Genomic DNA, 21,654 nt, shown 5'->3' on the forward strand with positions numbered 1-21,654 from the left:
CGTTGCACGCAACGACACCGCCAACCGATAGGAATGGAGTTATGCGCGCAGCGACCTACGACCGCTACAGCACCGACAACAACGATATTCGCGTCCGTGACCTGCCCGATCCCAAACTTTTCCCCGGTTCGGTCCTGATCGAGGTGCGGGCCGCCGGGGTGAACCCGGTCGACTGGAAGGTGATGTCGGGCGGGCTGGACGGCCTGATCGATGCGGTGTTCCCGGTGATCCCCGGCTGGGATGTCGCCGGCACCGTGGTCGGCACCGGGCTGGACACTCCCGAATTCGCGGTCGGTGACGAGGTGCTGGCCTATGCCCGTAAAGACGTACTGCACGCCGGGACATTCGCCGAACTGGTTGCTGTCGAGGCGGCGCACGTCGCCCGCAAACCGGCCGATCTGCCGTGGGAACAGGCCGGAGCGCTGCCCTTGGCCGGCGGCACCGCGCTGCGCACCCTCGACCTGCTCGGGGTCACCGGTGACGACACCGTGCTGATCCACGCCGCGGCCGGTGGCGTCGGCAGTCTCGGTGTACAGATCGCCAAGGCCCGCGGCGCCCGCGTGCTCGGCACGGCCTCCCCGGACAACCACGACTACCTGCGCGAACTGGGCGCCGAACCGGTGACCTACGGGGACGGCGTAGTCGACCGCATCCGCGAACTCGCCCCCGACGGCGTTCAGGCGGTGGCCGATTTCGTCGGCGGCCAGCTCGACACCACGCTCGCGGTTCTGGCGACCGGCGGCCGGCACGCCTCGGTCGCCGACAACAGCGTGGCCGAACACGGCGGGCACGTCGTCTGGGTCCGCCCCGACGGCACCCAAACCCAGCGGCTGGCCGACCTCGCCGCCAAGGGCGATCTGACGGTGCCGGTTGCCCGCACTTTTTCCCTCGAAGAGGTACCCGAGGCATTCGCCGCGAGCCAGACCGGCCATACGCGCGGCAAGAACGTCATCGTGCTCTGATATCGAACCGGCCGGAAACAGTGACTTCCGTCGGCCACTGAGCGGGACCGGCCGAGTGGTACGCGCGTTCCCGAACGTCGGCGCCCCGGCGGCGGGTAGGTTCGCACGATGGCTTTGCGCGTTGTTCAATGGGCGACCGGGGGTGTCGGACAGGCCGCGATCGAACATATCCTGCGGCATCCCGACCTCGAGCTCGTCGGCTGCTGGGTTCATTCGCCGGAGAAGTCCGGGAAGGATGTCGGCGATATCGTCGGGGTCGGCAAGACCGGTGTCATCGCGACCCACAGCGTCGAGGAAATCCTCGCCCTCGATGCCGATTGCGTTCTGTACGCACCGCTGCTGCCGGACGCCGGTCAGGTCCAGGCGATCCTGCGGTCCGGCAAGAACGTCGTCACTCCCCTCGGCTGGTTCTGGCCGAACGAGAAGGAGCGGTCGAAAATGGAACCCGCGGCGCTCGAGGGTGGCGCAACCCTGCACGGCACGGGTATCGACCCCGGTGGCGCGACCGAACAGCAGCCCCTCTTCTTCAGCGGCCTGTCCTCGGCGATCACCTTCGTCCGCGGGGAGGAATTCTCCGATATCCGCACCTACAACGCCCCCGATGTCGTCCGCTACATCATGGGTTTCGGCGCGACCCCGGAGGAGGCGAAGGCCGGCCCGATGCTGGGCCTGCTGGCCCGCGGCTTCGAGCAGTCGGTACGAATGTGCCTGGACACCTTGGGTTTCGCCGAGGCGGAGATCCGCAGCAGCCACGAGCTCGCCGTAGCCACCGCGCCGATCGATTCACCGGCCGGCGTCATCGAGCCCGGCCGGGTCGCCGCGCAGCGTTTCGCCTGGGAAGCGTTCGTCGGCGAGACGAAGGTCGTGCGGGTGGCGGTCAATTGGCTGATGGGTGAGGAAAACCTGGATCCGCCATGGCAATTCGGGCCCGGCGGTGAACGCTTCGAGGTCGAGGTGAAGGGCGATCCGGACTGTTCGGTCGTCATCCACGGCTGGCATCCGGCCAGTGTCACGGCGGGCCTGCTCCGCAACCCCGGGATCGTGGTCACCGCCGCACACTGCGTCAACTCGATCCCCACGGTCTGCGCCGCGCCGCCCGGCATTCTCACCTTCGTGGATATGCCGGTGGTCACCGGCCGCGCGCACCCCGACCTCGCCAGATAACTCGAGTACCCGCCTGCGGATCCGGAGGTGTAGCGAGGCCGTCGAGTTCGACGGCCTGCCGGACGGGCACAGACAGCGAACGAACCGGCACACCCGGCCGGTTCGTTCGCGTGGTCTGCCGGTCAGACAGCGGCGATTACGACCGCCAACGCGACCAGCGCGACCACCTGCAACCCCACCCGCAGCACGATGATGCTTTCCCAACGCCGTTGCAGCGCACGAGCATTCTCCGGTACAACTCCGGAAAGCGCCGCCGCCTTCTGCGCGGTGTTGACCGGCTTGGCGACCCGGGCGTACAGAACCAGCCAGACGACCAGCGCCACCACGGCCACGGCCGCCGCTGCCGCCGCAACCGGGTATCCGCTGAGCCCAGCCACCACGGCGGCGGCGAGCGCGCTGACCAATCCGGTGATGCCGATGGGCGGCATGCGTGCGTCGGCGAAGTAGTGACCCCATCCGGCGCTGAGGGTCATCGTCGCGTCGTCGAGCCGGGCATTGACCGAGCGCGTCACGAGTGCGGCGACAGCATCGGCACCGTAGACGACGCTGTTGGTGACAAGCGCGAGCACAGCGAGAACCTGAATGAGCGTGAGCATGGTCAACTCCATATCTAGCATTGCTATCTCTAGTAGCGACACTATCTTGCTGGCGCTACTTTGTCTAGCGCTGCTAACTTGAAGGCATGGGAATCCAGAACAGGCGAGAACGGGAACGCGCCGACCGGCACCGGCTGATCGTCGACACGGCCCGCGAACTGGCCGAGACCGAAGGCTGGGACGCCGTCACCGTCCGCAAACTCGCCGACCGCATCGAATACAGCCAGCCCGTCCTCTACAGCCATTTCGCCGGCAAACGGGCCATCGTCACCGCGGTGGCCCTCGACGGCATCACCGAACTGGCCGCATCCCTCCACCGCGCCCGCACCACCGCCCCGGATGCCTCCGCCGCCCTCGCCGCCGTAGCCCGCGCCTACACCGATTTCGCCGCCGGGAACCCGGCCCTCTACGACGCCATGTTCGTCCTGCCCACCGATCTCACCTTCGGTGACGGCGCCCCCGAACCCCTCCGCAACGCCTTCGCCGAACTGGTCACCACCTTCGCCCCCTTCGCCCGGAAAACCGACGTCGAAACCCTCACCGAAACCATCTGGAGCACCCTCCACGGCCTGGCCACCCTGGAACGCAACAACCGCCTCCGCCCGGGTCACCGCGAGGAACGCCTGGCCATCCTCCGAAGCTGGCTCGACAGCGCCGCAGATGACTCCGCCGCGCGGAACGCGAATTAGTCTCACCACACCTCGTATCCGCGTACTTCCGGCGGCTTCGTTCGCGACCCGCGCGACCGGTTCGTTGACCCGCGCAGGCGAGTGCGTTTCAATGCAGCGGCGTCCGAAGACGTTTTCGCTGCTCAGGCTTGTGCACACCCGTCAGACCGCGACGGTGCCCGGTCGTTCCGGAACCGGCCCGCGGTAGCGCCCGGCGGTCGCCGGGGAACGGAGTCGCCGATGAGGACGGTCGCATTCGGTTCCGGGACACGGTCACGGATGGTCCTTGCCCTGGTCACCATGATGGTGCTGCTGTCGGGCGGCCCAGCGGCGATCCCGGCCACCACACAAGCCCAGCCACCACACCCGTCCGCAGACCCCTTCTACACCTACGACCAACCCCTGACCGCCACAGCTCCGGGCACGGTCCTGCGTTCCCGGCCCGCGCCGTTCGCCTTCCCGCAGTTATCCACACCCATCACCAGCACCCAGGTGCTCTACCGCACCACCACCCAGCAGAACACGCCCACCGCGGCGGTCACCACCGTGCTGCGCCCACTCGTCCCCGGCCCCCCACGACTGCTGTCGTACCACATGGCCTACGACGCGCTCGGCTCCCAATGCAACCCCTCGAACACGCTCACCGGCCGGACCGACAACCCCGGCGCCGTCATGGAACAGGCCGCTATCGCCGGCTATCTCGCCGCCGGGTACACCGTCGTGGTACCCGATTACGAGGGCCTGGACCTGGAGTGGACCATCGGGCGGCAATCCGGCTACGGCGCCCTCGACGGAATCCGGGCGGCCGAACAGATCCTGGGTCTTCCCGCTTCGACACCGGTCGCGATGTTCGGATACTCGGGCGGTTCGGTGCCCACCGAATGGGGTGCCGAACTCGCCCCGCACTACGCCCCCGAACTCGCCCTGGTCGGCGCCGCCGCCGGCGGGCTACCCGTCCACCTCGCCCACAACCTCCCCTATGTCAGCGGCAGCACCAACTGGGCGGGTGTCATCCCGGCCGTAATCGTCGCCTACCGCCGCGCCTACGACCTCGACACCGCCGCCTTCCTCTCCGAACGCGGCACCCAGCTCACCGCCGCCGTCGAAAATCTCTGCCTCGGCCAGTTCGCCAGGCGCTACCCCGGCCTCACCGACGCCGAAATGGTCCGCGCTCCTTACAATTCCATACTCGACATCCCCGTGGCCGCGGCCGCCCTCAACGACAACATCATGGGCACCGCCGGCAACCCCACCATCCCGCTGTTACTCGCCGTGGGCCAAAGCGACCCGATCGGCGACTCGGTAATGGTCGCCCGCGATATCGAAGCGCTGGCCCACCAGCACTGCCACCGCGGCGTCCCGGTCACCTACACCCGCTACCCCCACGCCGACCACATAGCCGCCTTCCCCCTCTTCCAAGCCCAAGCCGCCCACTTTCTCACCGACCGCTTCACCGGCACCCCACCCCCAACCAACTGCGAATCCATCGGCCCGGGCAACTCCCTCGCCCCCGTCCCCGCCCCGTCCGGGTGATCGACCGCCTCGGCACCGAAGCAGCCGCCGATATACGCCTAGCCTCGGAAGCATGATCGCTATCGACGCCGCCGAGGACCCCGGTAAGCACAACGGCGCGGAAGCGGTGACCGAATGGCAGCTGCTGAGCCAGCAGCAAGTCACCGATTTCGCCGACGCCAGCGACGACCGCAACCCCCTCCACGTAGACCCCGATTTCGCCCGCACCACCCCCTACGGCTCGACAATCGCACACGGCTACTAATTCATGGCCACAGCTCCGAGCCTGCTCGAAACCCTCTGGCAATTCACCGGATTTTCCTTCGCCGTCGCCTACGGCGTCGACCGGATCCGCTTCCCCGCGGCCCTCCCCACCGGCACCCGCTTCAGGCTCGACTGAAAATCCTCTCCACCGAAGAGATACCCAACGGCATTCAGGTCCGTACCGTCCTCACCTTCGAAGGCGAAGGCCTCGACCGCCCGGTCTGCGTAGCCGAATCCCTCTACCGCGCATATCGATAACCTGCCATCACGGCACGGCACCGACACGTTGTGCAAGTTTCCCAAGGTCACCGGCAGTAAGGTCGCGTCGCGCGGCGCGCAACGCCGGCACCCTTGATCCGATATGACGAAATTCGGCAACCACTCGCAGAACCCGCTGTGCGCCGGAAGGATCAAGAGCATGACTGGTCTCGTACTGACGTCTGAACGTCGGGCCGAATTGGCCGCGTTGCTCGACGATGGGGCACGGTTGACGGCGGAGTATCCGAAGGTCGCCGAATATCTGGATAGCGCGCCGATGCTGTCGGGTACCGGGAACCCGGAGGCCGATGGAGCGTTCGATCTGCGGTTCGTGCACTTCATGACCGGTGGTGCCACGGAGTTCGGTAATCCGTACTGGGAGATCGTCGGTCCGGCTGTTGGGAACGACGGCGACCGCAGGGTGGTCGATGGCGGAAGCGCCGACGGCAGCGTTCGACTGGGGTTCGTGCAGACCATTCTCCAGGCCGCATATGCCTATGCGATCCCCGCTCCCGAGACCCTGGACTGGGTGAAGATGTTCAGCCAGGGACGCACAGTGGTCGAACTGGGTGCCGGTCGCGGGTACTGGGCACGACAATTGAGCAACCATGGCGTGACGGTGAAGGCGTTCGATTCCGAACCGCCGGACACCGCCGCGAATCCGTCGTTTCCGGACACCCCGGGGCAGCCTGCGGTGTGGTTCCCGGTCAGCGGACTCGATGAGTTCGACACCGAACTGGATTCGGACTCGGTGCTGCTCCTGTGCTGGCCGCCCGGCTGGGGCAACACGATGGCGTCCGAAGCGCTGGAGCAGTTCGAGTCGCGCGGTGGCCGGCGGTTGGTGTTCATCGGTGAACCCAAGGGCGGCAAGACCGGTGACGACGCGTTCTTCGATCAGCTGTCGGCGGCCTGGTCACTGGAGAGTGTCGACGAGCGGTTCGTGTCCTGGTGGAACCTCGCCGATGTCGCACAAGGCTGGATCCGGCGACCCTGACTGTCAGCGACTCCGCAGCTGGTCGGTCCACATGTGCCCATCGAACCAACGCAACCGCGACGGATCCACCTGATCGGGGTACCAGCCGGGTGGCGTCGCCGTTACCGGCGGATGCGCCGGGCCACGGCTGGGACCGGCTTTGGTAAGCGCCACAACGAGACCGACCAGGCCCACCACTACCGCCAAGAGAACCACCAGCAGGATACCCACCGTGACCATGCGCTCCGAACCCTTCCTACTAAAGGCTGGGCCGGACAATCGACCCCGCGAGGCAGTCTAGGGCCAGCGCGAGGCCGGCAACGCGACCGAAGGTCGCGCGGGATTCCTCGTTGTTGCAAGCTTGAAGCCAGGAGTTCGATGCTGCGCCGTTGGCCGGCCGCCGATTGGGAGCAGGTTCACGAGATGCTCGATCCGCCGAGCGAGGCTGAGCATTTGGAAAAGTGGGCGCGGAGATGAGGGTGCGTTGTCAGCCGTGGCAATAGACTCGAACGAGCACGGTGTCTTCGGGCAGCATTTTCACGTAGTTTTCGTAGCCACCCGGCGGTATCGGACAGTCGGGCTCGTCGTCGAAGGACGTGTTCTCGTTCCAATCCTTGTGTCGGCAAACGCCGCTCGGCTCAACCCACCAACCATCGAGGGTGATTACATCGGACCATGGGAGGGTGTTTACCGCGGTGTTCAGCAAGGCTTTCGGACCGCCCGCGCACTCGCCTCGATGGGTGGGCAGCACGTGGCCGGCATAGTTGGGTGTGTCGTGAATCAGCCGGGAATCATCCTCGTACCCCGCCCGTACACAGAAGCCGGCTCCCTCACCACCGCCCCGAACCCGCCATGTGTCCCACATTTCCCGTTCCGGGAACCCTTGGTACATCTCGAACGGAGCGAGCGCTCGAGTGAGCGCAGCCGCCACGTCATCCAGAGCCTCCGGCGGTAGGCAGACCGTCACCCAGATATGCGTCAACCGCCCCTCCCGCAATGTCGAGCGGACCATAGCCGGCAAAGCAGGCACAGATCTACTCGTAGTGATGGCGACACGCCAGGATGTGGATGACATCGCCCTCGACCCGATACACCAGCCGGTGCTCCTGAGTGATCCGACGCGACCACCACCCGGCCAGACTGTGCAGCAGTGGTTCCGGCTTACCGATCCCGTCGGCTTGACCGCTCACCACGATATCGTCCAACAGCCGGTTGATCTTGCGGGCCGCCGCCCTGTCGTTGGCGACTGTCCACTCATAATCGCTCCAGGCCTCGCTGGAGAAATGCAGCTTCACGCAACACCCGCCGAGTCGCCGTCGTCGGGCACGTCCAGACGTTCGCCGGGCACGAACCCGCCGGCCGCGAACTCCTCCAGCCCGCGCTGCAAGTGCCGGGCGTTGGCAGGCGTGCCGAGCAGATGCGCCGTCTCCTTGAGCGACTCGTATTCACGAAGGGAGACCACCACCGCAGGTTCATGACCGGCGCGAGTGACAACGATCTCTTCCAGATCATCGGTGGCAGTATCGAGCACCTTCGCGAGAGTCGCGCGGGCTTCGGTGTAGGAGATCTGCCTCATACGCTAACCGTACAGGATTTCTGTACAGGTTGTTGCGCCAAGGTCGTGACGCCGCTCAGCGACGAGCCAGAACCGGTCTGCCGATCCGGATCGCGCGGAAATCTGATGCTTGGAGTCGTTCATCCGAGTGGAGCCCGCCGCGGAGCCGGTTACAGTGGGGTGCTCGCGCATGCCCTCGCCGCTCGAGGCGGGTTCAATGGTTGCTCACCGAGCAGGCGTCGGCGATAGCCGCAGTGTCCCAATAGAAGGGCCGCACCTCGGTGATCCGTCCATCGGTCACCGTGATCATTTGCAGTATGGGGAAGTTCAACTCTCGACCGCTGTCACGGGAGCGCGCGTTCACGTGAGTCAGAACAACGAGCGGGCTGGTGTCGGACAGAAACATCTGTTCGGTCATTTCGAAGCGGTCCCATGTCGCGCTCATGGCGAGGAAGAACTGTTCCATACCGTCGTGGCCGCGCCAGATTCCTCCGTACGGGAGCGTATCCGCCTGCCACAGCACCACTTCGGGGGCGAAGAACGGTGCGAGCGTGGAGAACGAAGCCTTGCCGGGGCCGCCGGCAGCGAGGTATTCGGCCTCCGCTCGGTACATGCGTTCCAACACGAGCTTCGGCGAAGAGACAGTCATGAGGTCAGTATCTGACTGCGGGTCCATGACAGGCTGGCGGTAATCGGACGGCACGTTCGCCGACCACGGACGGTCACGTCGTATTTCCGCCGGTAGCGCGGTTGGTGCGTCCTTACGGTCGGTCGAGTGCGAACTGAAACCAGACCCGAGACTTCTGATACTGCCCAGCTCCGCGGTCCCGTCATCCTGTTCATGGCCGTCGCGGCTGCCCTCGGCACCTCGACCATCTACCCGATGCAGCCCGCGATCGCGGACGTGGCGGACACGCTGGGGACGCAGATCACTGCCGTCGGGATCGCGCTCGCCTGCGGGCCGGTCGGCTACATGATCGGCCTCGGCCTGCTCGTACCGCTGGTCGACCGCTTCGCCCCCGGGCGCGTCCTCGCCGCGCAGTTCGCGGTTCTGGCGTGTGCGCTTGCGGCCGGCGCCGCTGTCGGCACCGTCGGCTTTCTGGGTCCGATAGTCGGACTGATCGGCGCATGTTCGGCGGTCGGCGCGGGTCTGAGCTCGGTCGCGGGCCGCTTGGCTCTTCCGCAGCGGCGAGCGACGGTCTTGGGGATGGTGACCGCCGGCATCTCGGTCGGCATCCTCGCAGGCCGGATCGTGGGCGGGTGGCTCGCCGACGAGCTCGGATGGCGCGGGATGCTGCTGGTGTTCGCCGCCGCGTGCGGTCTCGTTGCCGTGTGTTGCCTGATGGCGCTCCCCGCGGCACCCGGCAACTCCGAACGCGGCTACCTCGCCGCCCTGCGTTCCCTGCCCGGCTTGTTCGTCCACCACGCGCCCCTGCGCCTTGCCGCGCTGCGCGGCGCCCTGTGGTTCTTCGCGTTCTGCGCGGTGTGGGCAGGTCTCGCCGTGGCGCTCTCCGAACCCCCGTACTCCTACTCGGCCGAACGGATCGGCCTGTACGCACTCGCGGGTCTCTCCGGGCTCCTGGCCACCCGGATCGCGGGCGCCCGGACCGACCGTGACGGTGCTCGCCGGGTGATCCTCGTCGGCCTTGCCCTGGCCGGGATGGCCGCGGTCGGCGCGGGCTTCGGCCTCGCGAACACGGTCGCGACGCTGGTCTGCCTGGCAGTGTTCGACGCCGGACTGTTCGCCGCCCAGGTGGCCAACCAGAGCACGGTCCTGGCCATCGATCCCTCGGCACCGGCCCGCTTCAACAGCGCATACATGCTGGTCTACTTCGTCGGCGGCAGCCTCGGCACAGCCTTCGGCGCCGCGGCAGTCGAGTGGTTCGGGTGGCCGGCCACCACATTGATCGCCGCGGCAGCAATCGGGACGGCCGCGATGATCACCGGTTTCGGCAACCGGCGGTCAGAGTCACTCGTTGCGAACTGACACCGGAGCTGTGGGAAGGTGTGGAACCACCTGGGAATCGAGCCCCCGACCTTTTCATTGCGAGTGAAGCGCTCTACCGACTGAGCTACGGAACGCGCCGCGCCGCCGTGGAATTGGATGCTGGTGAGGTTATAGGTCGCTCTTGTCGGCGATATCCATTCAGGGTCGCGACACATGTTTCCGGATCAAGGCTGCTAATCGCGCGGGCGGAAGACCGAGCAGGGTACCGCGACTGACCTTGCCACGGTCGAGGATGACAAGTAGCTGCCCCAGCGCGCGGGCGGCGTCGAGGCGTGTACCCATCAGCGAGGTCCTGTGCATCGACCACCCGCAGAGATCGTCACGATGGGCATCGACGATCTCGAAAAGGCTGGCCAGGTCCGTGAGATCCTTGTCGGCACAACGCGACCGCCATGCCAAAGCCTTCAGCACGACCGCCGCTTCGACATCAGGCACTTGGATGTGGAAATCGAGATATGTTCCATTGGTCAGACGAACACAAGCAGCAATCCGCAGTGCCGGAGCGGCGAGGGCAAGGCTCAGACCGGGAACCTGGTCGAATCCGCGCCCTCCGAGTTCCCGTATCCCGGGTTCTGCTGTATCGGGCACGAGAATATCCACGGCCAGCTCGCCGTTCGGGTGTTCCCGGATGTAGCGGTTGCCGCACTCGTCTTCGTAGTTCCTGTCCCGAAGCCGATCGTGGAAGTGTTTACTCGCCGCGATCTGGGGGCTCACACCGGCATCAGCGTCGGTAGTACCACGAAGCCGGCCGATAGCGGTCGGATAGATATGGATCAACATCTGCACCATATGACCGCCGATAATGCGCCATTCGTCGTTCGCAAGGTCCGCAGCGGCAGCAGCGACGTCGGCCAATGCCAGGTACCCGAGATCTGATGCGTTGGTTGTAGAAGCGACATCGACCCGCGCCGACACTGGCAGCATGATTATGGAGTCCGATCGGCATCGATACGAGCACGGAGCCGATGCGCCGCTTCGGCAGCGGATGGATCCGCACTGGTGTTGTAGAGATCCCACAGAACGATGGCGTGATCCGCAAGCAAGTGAAGGGGCACAGAATCAACGTAGCTGGAGGGCTCGACCTGGGCCGTGGCCGCTGCCACCGCTCTGATCGTCGGATCGTCGGGGATCACAATGGTCATCGTGGCATCCCCGGGGTCTGCCGGTGAGAATCCAGCATCGGTGAAATCGATGATTTCCTCGGTGTATAGACGAACCGTGTTCGGCAGCATCCAAGGTGCGTACTCATCGGCCGCCATCTCGCCGGTTAGAACTGATCCGACGTTCAAGTCGGTGAGCAGCTGTCGAGCAGAGCGCAGCTGCCCTGCGGGAGGCTCCAGTCCGTACCAGTGCGCCTGCGTACCGCGAGGGCCGGGATAGTCGACGAGCCAGCGATCCAAGAGGCCGGAGTCACCGATCCAGCCATCATCGACCCGGAGAATGTGATCCAACGTCGGCAGCACCCGGGAGACTGCCTGCTGGGTAGCGCCGATGCGATCTGCGATTTCGATCTGCTTGAGTGGGCTGTCGCTGATGGCAAGCACCCGCTGGACGGCGAGTCGTAGCCACGAGACTCTCCGACCATGCGTACCGGTTGTCGACGAAACCCCTGCTGCGTCGAGCAGTACCTTTCCATCCACTACTACCAGACCGCTCTCGGCGAGCACCAAGTCGAAAGCGCCGGTCTTGGCTTCCTCGATCAAAGAGCCACGCGCGCTGTCCGCCGCGAGAAGTAACCTTCCCGGCCGATCGCTTCGCCGGACGGCATCCCGAGCCATGGCAGCTGTGAGAACCTGCCCATAGATCTTGACGCGAGTCGGTCGAGCCAGATTGTCCTTCGTGACAAGCACCATGTCGGGAATGCCACCGAGAACACGAAGCCCAGCACGCTGCAGGAGCCTGAGTAGGTCGCGATGAACGTCTGCAGCCACAACTCCCTCTCATGCAACCATTGTCCCCACACGCGACCAGCGAGATAACGGGCGAGGCCTCGGGCTCCAACACGGCATCCGCCATCGGCCCGTCATACACCGAGCTAGCCTTATACATTCGCTCGCCGAGATTATCAAACAACAGAAACGAGCATTTACTGACATTCGTTGTTTGACAAAAAGCTCAACCTAAGGTATGCGACGCCGAGCGGTTAATCCGCACCGGAGTGGTCGGGATCGGCAAGAAAAGAAGTGCGCTGCACGCAACCGAGAGAAGAGTGTGGAGCCGCCTGGGGGAATCGAACCCCCGACCTTTTCATTACGAGTGAAGCGCTCTACCGACTGAGCTAAGGCGGCGTGCCGTTCGGCGTCGCGAGTCTATCGTCTCCGGCCGGGGAACGCGAAAACGGGTGGTCAGGACGTTTGGGCGAGGAGGGTGGCGGCCATGGCGGCGAGGGCGAAGCGGGGTTTGACGTTGAGGTCGAGGGCTTCGCGGCAGGCGAGGACGGCGTCTATCGAGCGGAGCAGGCCCTCGGGGCGGATGCGGGTGGCGAGGTCGCGGGCGCGGTCGGCCATATCGGGGTGGGTCATGGTGAGGCCGGTGGGGTCGCCGAAGCTCACGGCGAGGGCGTCGCGGTAGAGGCCGGCTATATCGAGGAGGGCGCGGTCGAGGGCGTCGCGGCCGGTGCGGGTGGTGCGGGATTTCTGGCGTTTTTCGAGGTCCTTCAGAGCACCCGCGGAACCTCGGGTGGCGCCGGCCGCGCCTTTGCCGGTGCCGCCGGCGCCGAGGGCGGTGGCGAGTTCGTCGCGTTCGCGTTCGTCGCGTTCGGCGCTGAGCTGTTTGGCCTCGTCGTCGGCGGCTTTCACCAGGTCGTCGGCGGCGAGGTAGGCGTTGCCGCGGAAGACTGCGGCTACCAGATCGAGGGCGCGGCGGCGGCGGTCGCGGGCCTCGTCGTCGGTGGCGAGGCGGCGGGCGCGGCCGACGTGACCGCCGCTCACGGCGGCAGCCCATTCGGCGGTTTCCGGGTCGAGGCCGTCGTGGTCACGCAGGACCTGCGCTATAGCGGGCACCGACGGGGTCACCAGGTGAACGTGGCGGCAGCGGGAACGCAGGGTCACCGAGATGTCCTCGGGGTCGACCGAAGGTGCGCACAGCAGGAACACGGTGCGGCTGGGCGGTTCCTCCACTGCCTTCAGCAGGGCGTTGCCGGCGCCTTCGGTGAGGCGGTCGGCGTCCTCGATGATGACCACCTGCCAGTGGCCGGTGCTGGGGCGGCGGGCAGCGATCTGCACGATGGCGCGCATTTCCTTGACCGCGATGCTCAGGCCTTCGGGGATGATCCGGCGGACGTCGCCGTGGGTTCCGGCCATGGTGGTGGTGCACGCGTGGCACCGGCCGCAACCCGGTTGTGCGGGGTCGGTGCACTGCAGTGCCGCGGCGAAACACAGCGCGGCCACCGACCGCCCGGACCCCGGTGGGCCGGTGAACAGCCACGAGTGCGTCATCGCTCCTTCGACCGTGCCGGAGCGCGCCGCCGTCGCGGCGGCGGTCAGCTCGGCCGCTACCGTCTCCTGCCCCACCAGCCGATCGAAGACACCCGTCACGTCCGCCACCATAATGGACTTGTCGTCCGCGACCGATCCAAAGGCTTCACCGGACGACGCTCGTTCGCCCGTTCACAGCGCGCCCACCGAGGGGTGCACGCTGATGCTCGGGACAACGCGTCGGCGCCAGGCGGTATGCGGCCGCAATCCCATCCCTATCCGGCACGTTGCGCGGTGGTGTTCGCGCCGTCCAACTGTTCGCGGATGATGTCGGCGTGGCCGCTGTGGTGGGCGATTTCACGCAGGATGTGCAGGACCAGGAAACGCGCCGACCACCACACCCGGCCGGGCACCCACGGATTGGTGGGTGTGGGGATGGAGGCGTCCAGATCGTCCACTGTGCGCAGGAGTTCCGTGGTGTTCGCGGCGACGAGTTCCCACTCCGCGAGGAGACCGGCGACGGTTTCGTCGTCACCGAGGGTGTACTGGCCTTCGAAGTCTTCGAGTTTCTGTTCCGCGGTTTCGTCGCGATCGACGAGAACTTTTGTCCACAACCGTTCACAACTGACCAGGTGGTGCAGCAGCCCGCCCAGTGTGAGTTCACTGGCGGTGGTGCGTTGCCTCGCCTGCTCGTCACTGATTCCCCGGACGGTGATCCGGAACATCTCGCGCTGTTCGTCGAGCAGTTGGATGAGGTCGTCACGTTCCTGGCGGCCGGCCATCGGCGCTCCTTCGCATCGGTGTCGCGTGGAGGCTACGGCGTGGGTCCGACAACCCGGGTTATTCGTTGTCCCCGGTGGTGGTGCGGCTCGCGGCCTTCGCCGGGGCCTTCTTCGCGGTGGACTTCTTGGCGGTCGTCTTCTTGGCCGCGGTCTTCTTCGCGGTCGTTTTCTTCGCCGCGGTGGTGGTCTTCTTCGCCGCGGCCTTCTTGGCCGGCGCCTTCTTGGCGGCGGTCTTCTTGGCCGCCTTCTTCACCGGACCCCGCGCGCGCCGATCGGCCAGCAGCTCCGAGGCACGTTCGTCGGTGATCGACTCCACCTCGTCGCCCTTGCGCAGGCTGGCGTTGGTCTCCCCGTCGGTGACATAGGGCCCGAACCGGCCGTCCTTGATCACCATCGGTTTCCCGGTGGCGGAATCGTTGCCGAGTTCACGCAGCGGCGCAGCGGCCGCGGCCTGTCTACCCCGGCGTTTGGGCTCGGCATATAACTTGAGTGCCTCGTCCAGGGTCACCGTGAAGATCTGGTCCTCGGTGGCCAGCGACCGGGAGTCGGTGCCCTTCTTGAGATAAGGCCCGTAGCGGCCGTTCTGCGCGGTGATCTCCTCGCCGGATGCCGGGTCCGTGCCGACCACCCGGGGCAGCGAGAGCAGTTTCAGCGCGTCGTCGAGCGTCACCGTCGCGGGATCCATCGACTTCAACAGCGACCCGGTGCGCGGCTTCGGACCGTTGTTCTTCTTCGCGGTCTTCTTCGCCGCTTCCTCTTCCGGCGGCTCCGGCAGGATCTCGGTGACGTACGGCCCGAAACGTCCTTCCTTGACGACGATTTCGTGGCCGCTCGCCGGATCCACACCCAGTGCGCGACCCTCCTGCGGCGTCGCGAACAGCTTCTCCGCGACATCGGGGGTCAGCTCGTCGGGCGGCAGATCGTCGGGCAGGTTCGCGCGCTGCGAGGTGGGTTCGGCGTCGGGATTGTCGGGGTCGGTGACCATACGCTCCAGGTACGGCCCGTACCGGCCGACCCGCACCACCACATCGCGACCCTCTTCATCGGTGAACAGCTTGATCGAATTGATCTCGCGCGCATCGATATCGTCGAGCCGCTCCCCGACCATCTTCTTCAACCCGCCGGACCGCGCGACCGACCCCTCGGCCCCGTCGTCCCCGCCGAAGTAGAAGCTGGACAGCCAATGCCCGCGCCGGGCCCGGCCGGTGGCGATCGCGTCCAGATCGTCTTCCATGGCGGCGGTGAAATCGAAATCGACCAGCCGGCCGAAATGCGATTCCAGCAGTCCGGTCACCGAGAACGCCACCCACGACGGCACCAGCGCGCTGCCGCGTTTGTAGATGTAGCCGCGGTCGAGGATGGTTTTGATGATCGAGGAGTAGGTGGACGGGCGGCCGATACCCAGTTCCTCGAGGGTTTTGATCAGCGAGGCCTCGGTGTAGCGGGCGGGCGGATTCGTGCTGTGCCCGTCGGGATTCAGTTCGACCGCCGTTACGCCCTCGCCCTCGGCGAGCTGTGGCAGCCGCATCTCCGCGTCGTCGGATTGGCCACCGGCCTCCTCGTCGACGCTCTCGACATAGGCCTTCAGGAAGCCCGGGAAGGTGATGGTGCGACCGGAGGCGGAGAACACACACTGCTCGCCGGTTCCGGCGGTACCGGAGATCCGCAGGGTGAGGGTGGTGCCGCGGGCATCGGCCATCTGCGAGGCCACGGTGCGCTGCCAGATCAGCTCGTAGAGCCGGAACTCGTCGTTGTCCAGCCGGGCATGCAGCTGGCCGGGTGTGGCGAACGTATCACCGGCGGGGCGGATCGCCTCGTGTGCTTCCTGCGCGTTCTTGACCTTGCGGGTGTACTGCCGCGGGGTCGGATGGACGTACTCGGCGCCGTACAGCTGGGTCGCCTGGGTGCGGGCAGCATTGATCGCCGACTCCGACAGTGTCGTCGAGTCGGTACGCATATAGGTGATGTAGCCGTTCTCGTACAGCCGCTGCGCGGTGCGCATGGTGCGTTCCGAGGTGAACCGCAGTTTCCGGCCGGCCTCCTGCTGCAGGGTGGAGGTCATGAAGGGGGCATACGGTTTGCGCGTATACGGCTTGGATTCGGCCGAAGTGACCACGAGGTCGGCGCCGTGCAGGGCCTCGGCCAGGCGCCGGGCGTGAGCCTCGTCGAGCACCAGGGCACGGGAATCGGCCTTGAGTTGCCCGTCGGAACCGAAATCGCGGCCCGTGGCCACTCGGGCACCGTCCACATCGACCAGCCGGGCGGAGAAAACCCGCGGATTGGCGGAATCGGCGTCGCCACCCGCATCCAGCTTCGCCGCGATATCCCAGTACTCGGCCGACCGGAACGCCATCCGCTCACGTTCGCGTTGCACGATCACCCGGGTCGCGACGGACTGCACACGGCCCGCCGACAACCGCGGCATGACCTTCTTCCACAGCACCGGGCTGACCTCGTAGCCGTACAGCCGGTCCAGGATGCGCCGGGTTTCCTGGGCGTCGACCAGGTCGTTGTCCAGCTCGCGGGTATCGGCGGCCGCGGCGCGGATCGCGGGTTCGGTGATCTCGTGGAACACCATCCGGCGCACCGGGACCTTCGGCTTCAGCGTCTCCAGCAGATGCCAGGCGATCGCTTCGCCCTCGCGGTCGGGGTCGGTGGCGAGATACAGCTCGTCGGCGTCGGCCAGCAGACCCTTGAGTTCGGTGACCTTGCCCTTCTTATCCGGGCTCACCACATAAATGGGTTCGAAGTCGTTGTTGACGTCCACCCCGAGCCGAGCCCAGTCCTGCCCCTTGTACTTGGCGGGCACATCGGCGGCACCGCGCGGCAGATCGCGGATATGCCCCACCGACGCCTCGACCGTATAGTCCCGGCCCAGGTAGGGCGCGATTTTCCGGGCCTTGGTCGGGGACTCGACGATCACGAGACGACGCACGGGACGACCCGCCTCGGCTGCGCTGCGGTCTCGTGTTGCCACCGGCGAATCCCTTTCCTTCTCGACCCGCGAAGCCCTGCTGGGGGCGCAGTACGCGGCTGGATGAACAGATGGTGAAGTCGAACATCACCACCAGACACGTTTATACCTTGACGCTGCGCGTGGCCGAGCGGTTGCGACCATCGGGCGATGGCGCGTCGATGCCGTTCAGTATGCAGGGCGCGAGGCCGCTACAGCACGCACGGTAGGTCACGAGGACGTGCCTTGTCGATGTGAGCGGGGTGGGCGCACGGTCATCGAGCGACGGCCCGCGCGTGGCGCGACGCCGGCGGGACCGGCCGGAGTCCGGCGGGATCCGCGTCGCGTGAAAGGCTGCCTGGCCTGCGGCGCGGGAAGGCAGTGGATGGGTCCCCGGCGCGACAGCCGAACCGTTCGGTGACGGCGTGAGCCGTGCCGGGATCCGGCCGGGCGTCGAGTAGCCGGGCGAGACGCGTTCGACCGGGGCAGCCGCGGTATGGCGCAACGACGCCATCGCCGGTACGGCTCCCGGGGTGCCCGCGGCCGATGCCGAAGCTCGCGAAAAGCGTGCGGCTGGAGCGAACCCGGAAGTACGCAGAGGGCGAACGGCTGGAGCGAACGCGGAAGTACGCATACTGCACATATAGTTCGTCCCTCGCTCCCGTTACGGGATCGAGGGACGAACTGGGAGGTGTGCCCGCTCAGCTGAGCGCGCGAACTCCGGTGGCCTGAGGGCCCTTGGTGCCCTGACCAACCTCGAACTCGACTTTCTGATTTTCTTCGAGGGTACGGAACCCCGAACCCTGGATTTCGGAGTAGTGGACGAAGACGTCCGCAGAGCCGTCTTCGGGCGCGATGAAGCCGAAGCCCTTCTCCGCGTTGAACCACTTCACAGTTCCCTGTGCCATTCTGTTCCTTCTCTTTTCTTACTCGGAACGGCGGACAACTGAGTTTCGTCCACCGGGCCTGTTCCGAACCCCTGTACTCTGGACTCCCATGGGGGGCCTTCGTAAGCGGTTCGCAACATCGATCCTGCCAAGGTTTGGACTTTGCATCCGTTCCCTCGAACACAGAAGCTTGCGACCGAGACCCAGTGAACCATGTCTTCGGGAAATTCAACAGCGGAGTTACCGACAATTTGCAAAAAAAATGATCTCGCGAATGCAGGGGTAAGGGATTACCCGCCGGAATCTGAACCTCCGGTATGTTTGCCTACAGATAACCAGCCGACGGACCGTGTACCCACCTGTGACCCAGATCGCTATTGGGTATCGAATCCGCAGGCAGCGAGCGGCGGAAGACGGTGTTTCACACCTTCCGGCGACACGGAAGGCATGGCGGAATGACGCGCGAGGTCCAGCCCGAGACGAGCTACGGTCGATCGTTGCTGAATCGTGTCCTGGCCGGCGCCGGGGACACCGACGAGCGACTGACGCATATCGCCGAGATCGCCGGACGCGCGGCCCGGACCACCGAATGGCCGCTGTGGGCGGCGCCCGCAGTGGTCGACGCACTGCGCGCGGAGGGCATCGAAGCCCCCTGGAGCCACCAGGCCGAAACCGCGGACCTCGCCCACCACGGGCGCAATGTGGTGGTGTCGACCGGGACCGCGTCGGGCAAATCGCTCGGGTACCAGCTGCCCGTGCTCACGGCACTGCACGACGATCCCCGAGCGACCGCGCTGTATATCGCCCCGACCAAAGCACTCGGGGCCGACCAGCTGCGAACGGCCGGCGAACTCGTCCGGCACCGGGCGTTACGCGATATCGCGATCGCCGCCTATGACGGCGATACGCCCACCGAAATACGGCAATGGGTGCGCGCGGAGGCACGCTGGGTGTTCACCAATCCCGATATGTTGCATCTGGGCGTCCTGCGCTCGCATCGCCGCTGGTCGCGGCTGTTTCGACGGTTGCGCTATGTGGTGGTCGACGAATGCCACGCCTATCGTGGCGTCTTCGGCTCCCATGTGGCGCTGGTGCTGCAGCGGCTTCGCCGGCTCGCCGCGTATTACGGCGCCGACCCGGTGTTCGTGCTGTGCTCGGCGACCGCCGCCGACCCGGCAGCCGCGGCATCCCGGCTGACCGGTGCGGACTGTGTGGCGGTGACCGAGGACGGTTCCCCGCGCGGTCCGCGCACCGTGGCGTTCTGGGAGCCACCGCTGCTGACCTCGGTACAGGGTGAGAACGGTGCACCCGTACGCCTGGGCGCGACCACCGAAGCCGCCCGGATCACCGCCGATCTGGTGCTCGAGGGTGCCCGCACGCTGACCTTCGCCCGATCCCGGCGCGCCGCCGAACTCATCGCCCTGCACACCCGGCAGCGGCTCGCGGAAATCGACCCCGACCTGGCGGAACGGGTCGCTGCCTACCGCGGCGGCTACCTCCCCGAAGACCGCCGCGCGCTCGAAGCCGGCCTCACCGACGGGTCGCTGGTTGCCGCGGCCACCACGAACGCCCTGGAGCTCGGTGTGGACATCGCGGGGCTGGACGCCGTGGTGCTCGCGGGTTTCCCGGGCACCGTCGCCTCGTTCCGCCAGCAGATCGGCCGAGCCGGACGGCGCACCCAGGGGGCACTCGCCCTGCTCGTGGCGCGGGACGACCCGCTGGACACCTACCTCGTCCACCATCCCGAAGCCCTGCTGGACCGGCCGGTGGAAGCCACGATCATCGACCCGTCCAACCCCTACGTCCTGGGCCCGCAGCTTTTGTGCGCGGCCATGGAGCTGCCGCTCGGCGATGCCGAGGCAGAGCAGTTCGGCAACCGCCGGATTCTGGCAGAACTGGCAGGTCAGGGACTGCTTCGGCGCCGGAAGTCGAACGGGGGCCACCACTGGTTCTATACCGCGCCCGAGCCGCCACACGATTCGGTGGATGTCCGCGGCGGTATCGGTGGCCAGATCGCGATCGTGGTCGGCGAGACCGGTCGGTTCCTGGGAACGGCGGACCCCGGCCGCGCCCCGGCGACCCTGCACCAGGGCGCGGTGCACCTGCACCAGGGCGAGACCTATGTGGTCGACGAGCTGGACCTCGAAGCAGGCGTGGCCTTCGTCCACGAGGAGAGCCCCGGCTGGTCCACGAGTGCCCGGCAGATCACCTCGATCACCATCGATTCGGTCCGGGAGAACCGCGTATTCGGGCAGGTCACGGCGGCCTTGGCCGAGGTCACCGTGCACAGCCAGGTCGTCGGTTACCTACGCACCGCGCTCACCGGCGAGGTGCTCGACCTGGTCGAACTCGACCTGCCGCCACAGCGCCTGTCCACCACAGCCGTGCTCTACACCGTCACCCCGGAACTGCTGGACCGCGCCGGTATCGCGGCGCCCGATGTGCCGGGAGCACTGCACGCCGCCGAACACGCGGCCATCGGGTTGTTGCCGCTGGTAGCGACCTGCGACCGGTGGGATATCGGCGGCGTTTCCACCGCCCAGCACCCCGATACCGGCCTGCCCACCGTGTTCGTCTACGACGGGCAGGCCGGGGGCGCCGGTTTCGCCGAGCGGGGCTACGCCCTGCTCCGGCGCTGGCTGGGCGCCACACTCGCCGCCGTGGAGTCGTGTTCCTGCCGCTCAGGATGCCCATCGTGTGTGCAATCACCCAAGTGCGGCAACGGCAATGACCCGCTGGACAAGGCGGGAGCGGTCAGGTTGTTGACGGCGATTCTGGCCCAGCCGGACGGGCGCGATCACGCGTCGTACGACTCGTAAGAGATGCACGCAGGTCAAGATGTTCGCTGCTCCGCACCCACCGCCGTCATCCTGCCCACGGCGCTACCGATTTAAGAGGAAGCGGCTCATGTTAACTGAATTGTTGCCACTTAACCGGCCGGTAGCCGGCGGCAATGCATTCGGATCATTTCAATAACGAACTCCTATTTCCGGTAACGAGCAGTTAATTGCCGCAGCTAAGTGAACGACCAATTCGTCGTTAACTAATTACCGTGAAGTCCCATCACCGCCCTTCTTCGACCGGGCCGGCGCGCGCAATCGCACGTATACGCCGCGCTCCGAACGGACCCACCGGTACCTTTTCCTCCACTTCGATCAGGACATCCCAGCCCTCGACTTCGCATCGGGTTATCGCGGCCCGCATCCGCCGGCCGAGGGATTCGGCGGCAGTACACCCCGCCTCGGCGCCGTCGCGTAGTCCGGCAGCGGCAGCCAGCGCAGACAGGTCGGCGGCCGCCTGCGCTCGGTGCCGCGCGACGACCACCCCGCCGATCTGGGTTACGAGTACGGTCAGTGCGATCAGAGCGGCCACGGCAAAGCATGCGATCACGGTTGCCGACCCGTTGTCCCCGCGCAGATGGCCGAACTGCCGGCCGCTCGCCCGGGTCAGGCTCTCGCTGTTGCTGCTGGACACACGCACCGGTCTCCGGCGGGCCGCCGCGGCCGGCTCCGAGCTGTCCCAGCGGCCGAGCCGGAACAGCGGCAGCCCGCGGAGGCAGCCGGTGATCCCGCCGATCACCACGCCGGCGGCCGTCCCGACGAAGCCGCCGACCGCGGTCGCGAGTGACACAGCGGAGAGCCATCGGCTGCCCGCCG

22 protein-coding genes and 1 tRNA gene are annotated in these 21,654 nt (G+C 66.5%); 9 read left to right on the forward strand and 14 right to left on the reverse strand.

All coding sequences use genetic code 11. The features are described 5' to 3' along the window. Window positions 1–41: 41 nt before the first annotated feature. Together ACQEVO_RS28780 and ACQEVO_RS28785 are read left to right on the forward strand one after the other, a co-directional pair. Window positions 42–962 (forward strand): NADP-dependent oxidoreductase, encoded by a 921-nt coding sequence (locus ACQEVO_RS28780; RefSeq protein ID WP_432919492.1) that lies wholly within the window; start codon window positions 42–44, stop codon window positions 960–962. 108 nt (window positions 963–1,070) lie between these two features. Beyond that, window positions 1,071–2,126, forward strand: a complete 1,056-nt coding sequence (locus ACQEVO_RS28785) for an NAD(P)H-dependent amine dehydrogenase family protein (RefSeq protein ID WP_432919494.1) — start codon at window positions 1,071–1,073, stop codon at window positions 2,124–2,126. A gap of 122 nt (window positions 2,127–2,248) precedes the next feature. Here ACQEVO_RS28785 and ACQEVO_RS28790 read toward each other — a convergent pair whose 3' ends face one another. Further along, the gene (locus ACQEVO_RS28790) at window positions 2,249–2,722 is read right to left on the reverse strand and encodes a DUF1772 domain-containing protein (RefSeq protein WP_432919496.1); all 474 of its coding nucleotides are present in this window, start codon (window positions 2,720–2,722) and stop codon (window positions 2,249–2,251) included. Between the two features lie 86 nt (window positions 2,723–2,808). On the opposite strand from ACQEVO_RS28790, the gene ACQEVO_RS28795 reads away from it, so the two are divergent. From ACQEVO_RS28795 to ACQEVO_RS28815, 5 genes are all read left to right on the forward strand, one after another. Beyond that, window positions 2,809–3,411, forward strand: coding sequence for a TetR/AcrR family transcriptional regulator (locus ACQEVO_RS28795; RefSeq protein WP_432919498.1), 603 nt, complete (start codon window positions 2,809–2,811; stop codon window positions 3,409–3,411). 219 nt (window positions 3,412–3,630) lie between these two features. Beyond that, complete coding sequence (locus ACQEVO_RS28800) at window positions 3,631–4,923, forward strand: lipase family protein (protein ID WP_432919500.1); 1,293 nt, start codon at window positions 3,631–3,633, stop codon at window positions 4,921–4,923. A gap of 52 nt (window positions 4,924–4,975) precedes the next feature. After that, window positions 4,976–5,167, forward strand: a complete 192-nt coding sequence (locus ACQEVO_RS28805) for a MaoC family dehydratase (protein WP_432919501.1) — start codon at window positions 4,976–4,978, stop codon at window positions 5,165–5,167. Between the two features lie 3 nt (window positions 5,168–5,170). Continuing rightward, a complete protein-coding gene (locus tag ACQEVO_RS28810; protein ID WP_432919503.1) occupies window positions 5,171–5,302 on the forward strand; it encodes a hypothetical protein in 132 nt (43 codons plus the stop codon). Between the two features lie 282 nt (window positions 5,303–5,584). After that, window positions 5,585–6,418: a hypothetical protein gene (locus tag ACQEVO_RS28815; RefSeq protein ID WP_432919505.1), complete on the forward strand. Its 834-nt coding sequence runs from the start codon at window positions 5,585–5,587 to the stop codon at window positions 6,416–6,418. Between the two features lie 3 nt (window positions 6,419–6,421). On the opposite strand, the gene ACQEVO_RS28820 is transcribed toward ACQEVO_RS28815, so the two are convergent. From ACQEVO_RS28820 to ACQEVO_RS28840, 5 genes are all read right to left on the reverse strand, one after another. Further along, a complete protein-coding gene (locus ACQEVO_RS28820) occupies window positions 6,422–6,637 on the reverse strand; it encodes a DUF2510 domain-containing protein (protein WP_432919507.1) in 216 nt (71 codons plus the stop codon). A gap of 247 nt (window positions 6,638–6,884) precedes the next feature. Beyond that, the gene (locus ACQEVO_RS28825; RefSeq protein ID WP_432919511.1) at window positions 6,885–7,379 is read right to left on the reverse strand and encodes a hypothetical protein; all 495 of its coding nucleotides are present in this window, start codon (window positions 7,377–7,379) and stop codon (window positions 6,885–6,887) included. A gap of 52 nt (window positions 7,380–7,431) precedes the next feature. Then, complete coding sequence (locus ACQEVO_RS28830) at window positions 7,432–7,692, reverse strand: Txe/YoeB family addiction module toxin (protein ID WP_432919512.1); 261 nt, start codon at window positions 7,690–7,692, stop codon at window positions 7,432–7,434. Then, entirely contained in the window at window positions 7,689–7,973 is a 285-nt protein-coding gene (locus tag ACQEVO_RS28835) for a type II toxin-antitoxin system Phd/YefM family antitoxin (RefSeq protein ID WP_432919514.1), read from the reverse strand. Before ACQEVO_RS28835 ends, ACQEVO_RS28830 begins: the two co-directional genes overlap by 4 nt. Window positions 7,974–8,166: 193 nt before the next feature. After that, window positions 8,167–8,655 carry a nuclear transport factor 2 family protein gene (locus ACQEVO_RS28840; protein WP_432919516.1) on the reverse strand — a complete coding sequence of 163 codons (489 nt, stop codon included), beginning with the start codon at window positions 8,653–8,655 and terminating at the stop codon, window positions 8,167–8,169. Window positions 8,656–8,727: 72 nt separating this feature from the next. Between ACQEVO_RS28840 and ACQEVO_RS28845 the strand changes: the two genes are divergently transcribed. Beyond that, window positions 8,728–9,939: an MFS transporter gene (locus ACQEVO_RS28845; protein ID WP_432919518.1), complete on the forward strand. Its 1,212-nt coding sequence runs from the start codon at window positions 8,728–8,730 to the stop codon at window positions 9,937–9,939. A 159-nt stretch (window positions 9,940–10,098) separates the two neighbouring features. On the opposite strand, the gene ACQEVO_RS28850 is transcribed toward ACQEVO_RS28845, so the two are convergent. From ACQEVO_RS28850 to ACQEVO_RS28880, 7 genes are all read right to left on the reverse strand, one after another. After that, a complete protein-coding gene (locus ACQEVO_RS28850; RefSeq protein ID WP_432919520.1) occupies window positions 10,099–10,875 on the reverse strand; it encodes a hypothetical protein in 777 nt (258 codons plus the stop codon). Between the two features lie 11 nt (window positions 10,876–10,886). Next, on the reverse strand, window positions 10,887–11,891 hold the full coding sequence (locus ACQEVO_RS28855; protein WP_432919522.1) for a hypothetical protein: 1,005 nt from the start codon (window positions 11,889–11,891) through the stop codon (window positions 10,887–10,889). A gap of 281 nt (window positions 11,892–12,172) precedes the next feature. Continuing rightward, window positions 12,173–12,248, reverse strand: a tRNA-Thr gene (locus ACQEVO_RS28860). Window positions 12,249–12,305: 57 nt separating this feature from the next. Beyond that, window positions 12,306–13,496: a DNA polymerase III subunit delta' gene (locus tag ACQEVO_RS28865; protein ID WP_432919524.1), complete on the reverse strand. Its 1,191-nt coding sequence runs from the start codon at window positions 13,494–13,496 to the stop codon at window positions 12,306–12,308. Between the two features lie 155 nt (window positions 13,497–13,651). Next, window positions 13,652–14,158 carry a DUF664 domain-containing protein gene (locus ACQEVO_RS28870; RefSeq protein ID WP_432919526.1) on the reverse strand — a complete coding sequence of 169 codons (507 nt, stop codon included), beginning with the start codon at window positions 14,156–14,158 and terminating at the stop codon, window positions 13,652–13,654. 58 nt (window positions 14,159–14,216) lie between these two features. Then, on the reverse strand, window positions 14,217–17,135 hold the full coding sequence (gene topA, locus ACQEVO_RS28875) for a type I DNA topoisomerase (protein WP_432919528.1): 2,919 nt from the start codon (window positions 17,133–17,135) through the stop codon (window positions 14,217–14,219). A 677-nt stretch (window positions 17,136–17,812) separates the two neighbouring features. Continuing rightward, window positions 17,813–18,019 carry a cold-shock protein gene (locus ACQEVO_RS28880; RefSeq protein ID WP_011206895.1) on the reverse strand — a complete coding sequence of 69 codons (207 nt, stop codon included), beginning with the start codon at window positions 18,017–18,019 and terminating at the stop codon, window positions 17,813–17,815. 434 nt (window positions 18,020–18,453) lie between these two features. Between ACQEVO_RS28880 and ACQEVO_RS28885 the strand changes: the two genes are divergently transcribed. Further along, on the forward strand, window positions 18,454–20,817 hold the full coding sequence (locus tag ACQEVO_RS28885; RefSeq protein ID WP_432919531.1) for a DEAD/DEAH box helicase: 2,364 nt from the start codon (window positions 18,454–18,456) through the stop codon (window positions 20,815–20,817). 244 nt (window positions 20,818–21,061) lie between these two features. Here the strand turns inward: ACQEVO_RS28885 and ACQEVO_RS28890 are convergent, their stop codons facing one another. Beyond that, window positions 21,062–21,628: an Rv3654c family TadE-like protein gene (locus ACQEVO_RS28890; protein WP_432919533.1), complete on the reverse strand. Its 567-nt coding sequence runs from the start codon at window positions 21,626–21,628 to the stop codon at window positions 21,062–21,064. Window positions 21,629–21,654: the final 26 nt, after the last annotated feature.

This window comes from Nocardia sp. CA-290969 (assembly GCF_050936135.1).
Classification (GTDB): Bacteria; Actinomycetota; Actinomycetes; order Mycobacteriales; family Mycobacteriaceae; genus Nocardia.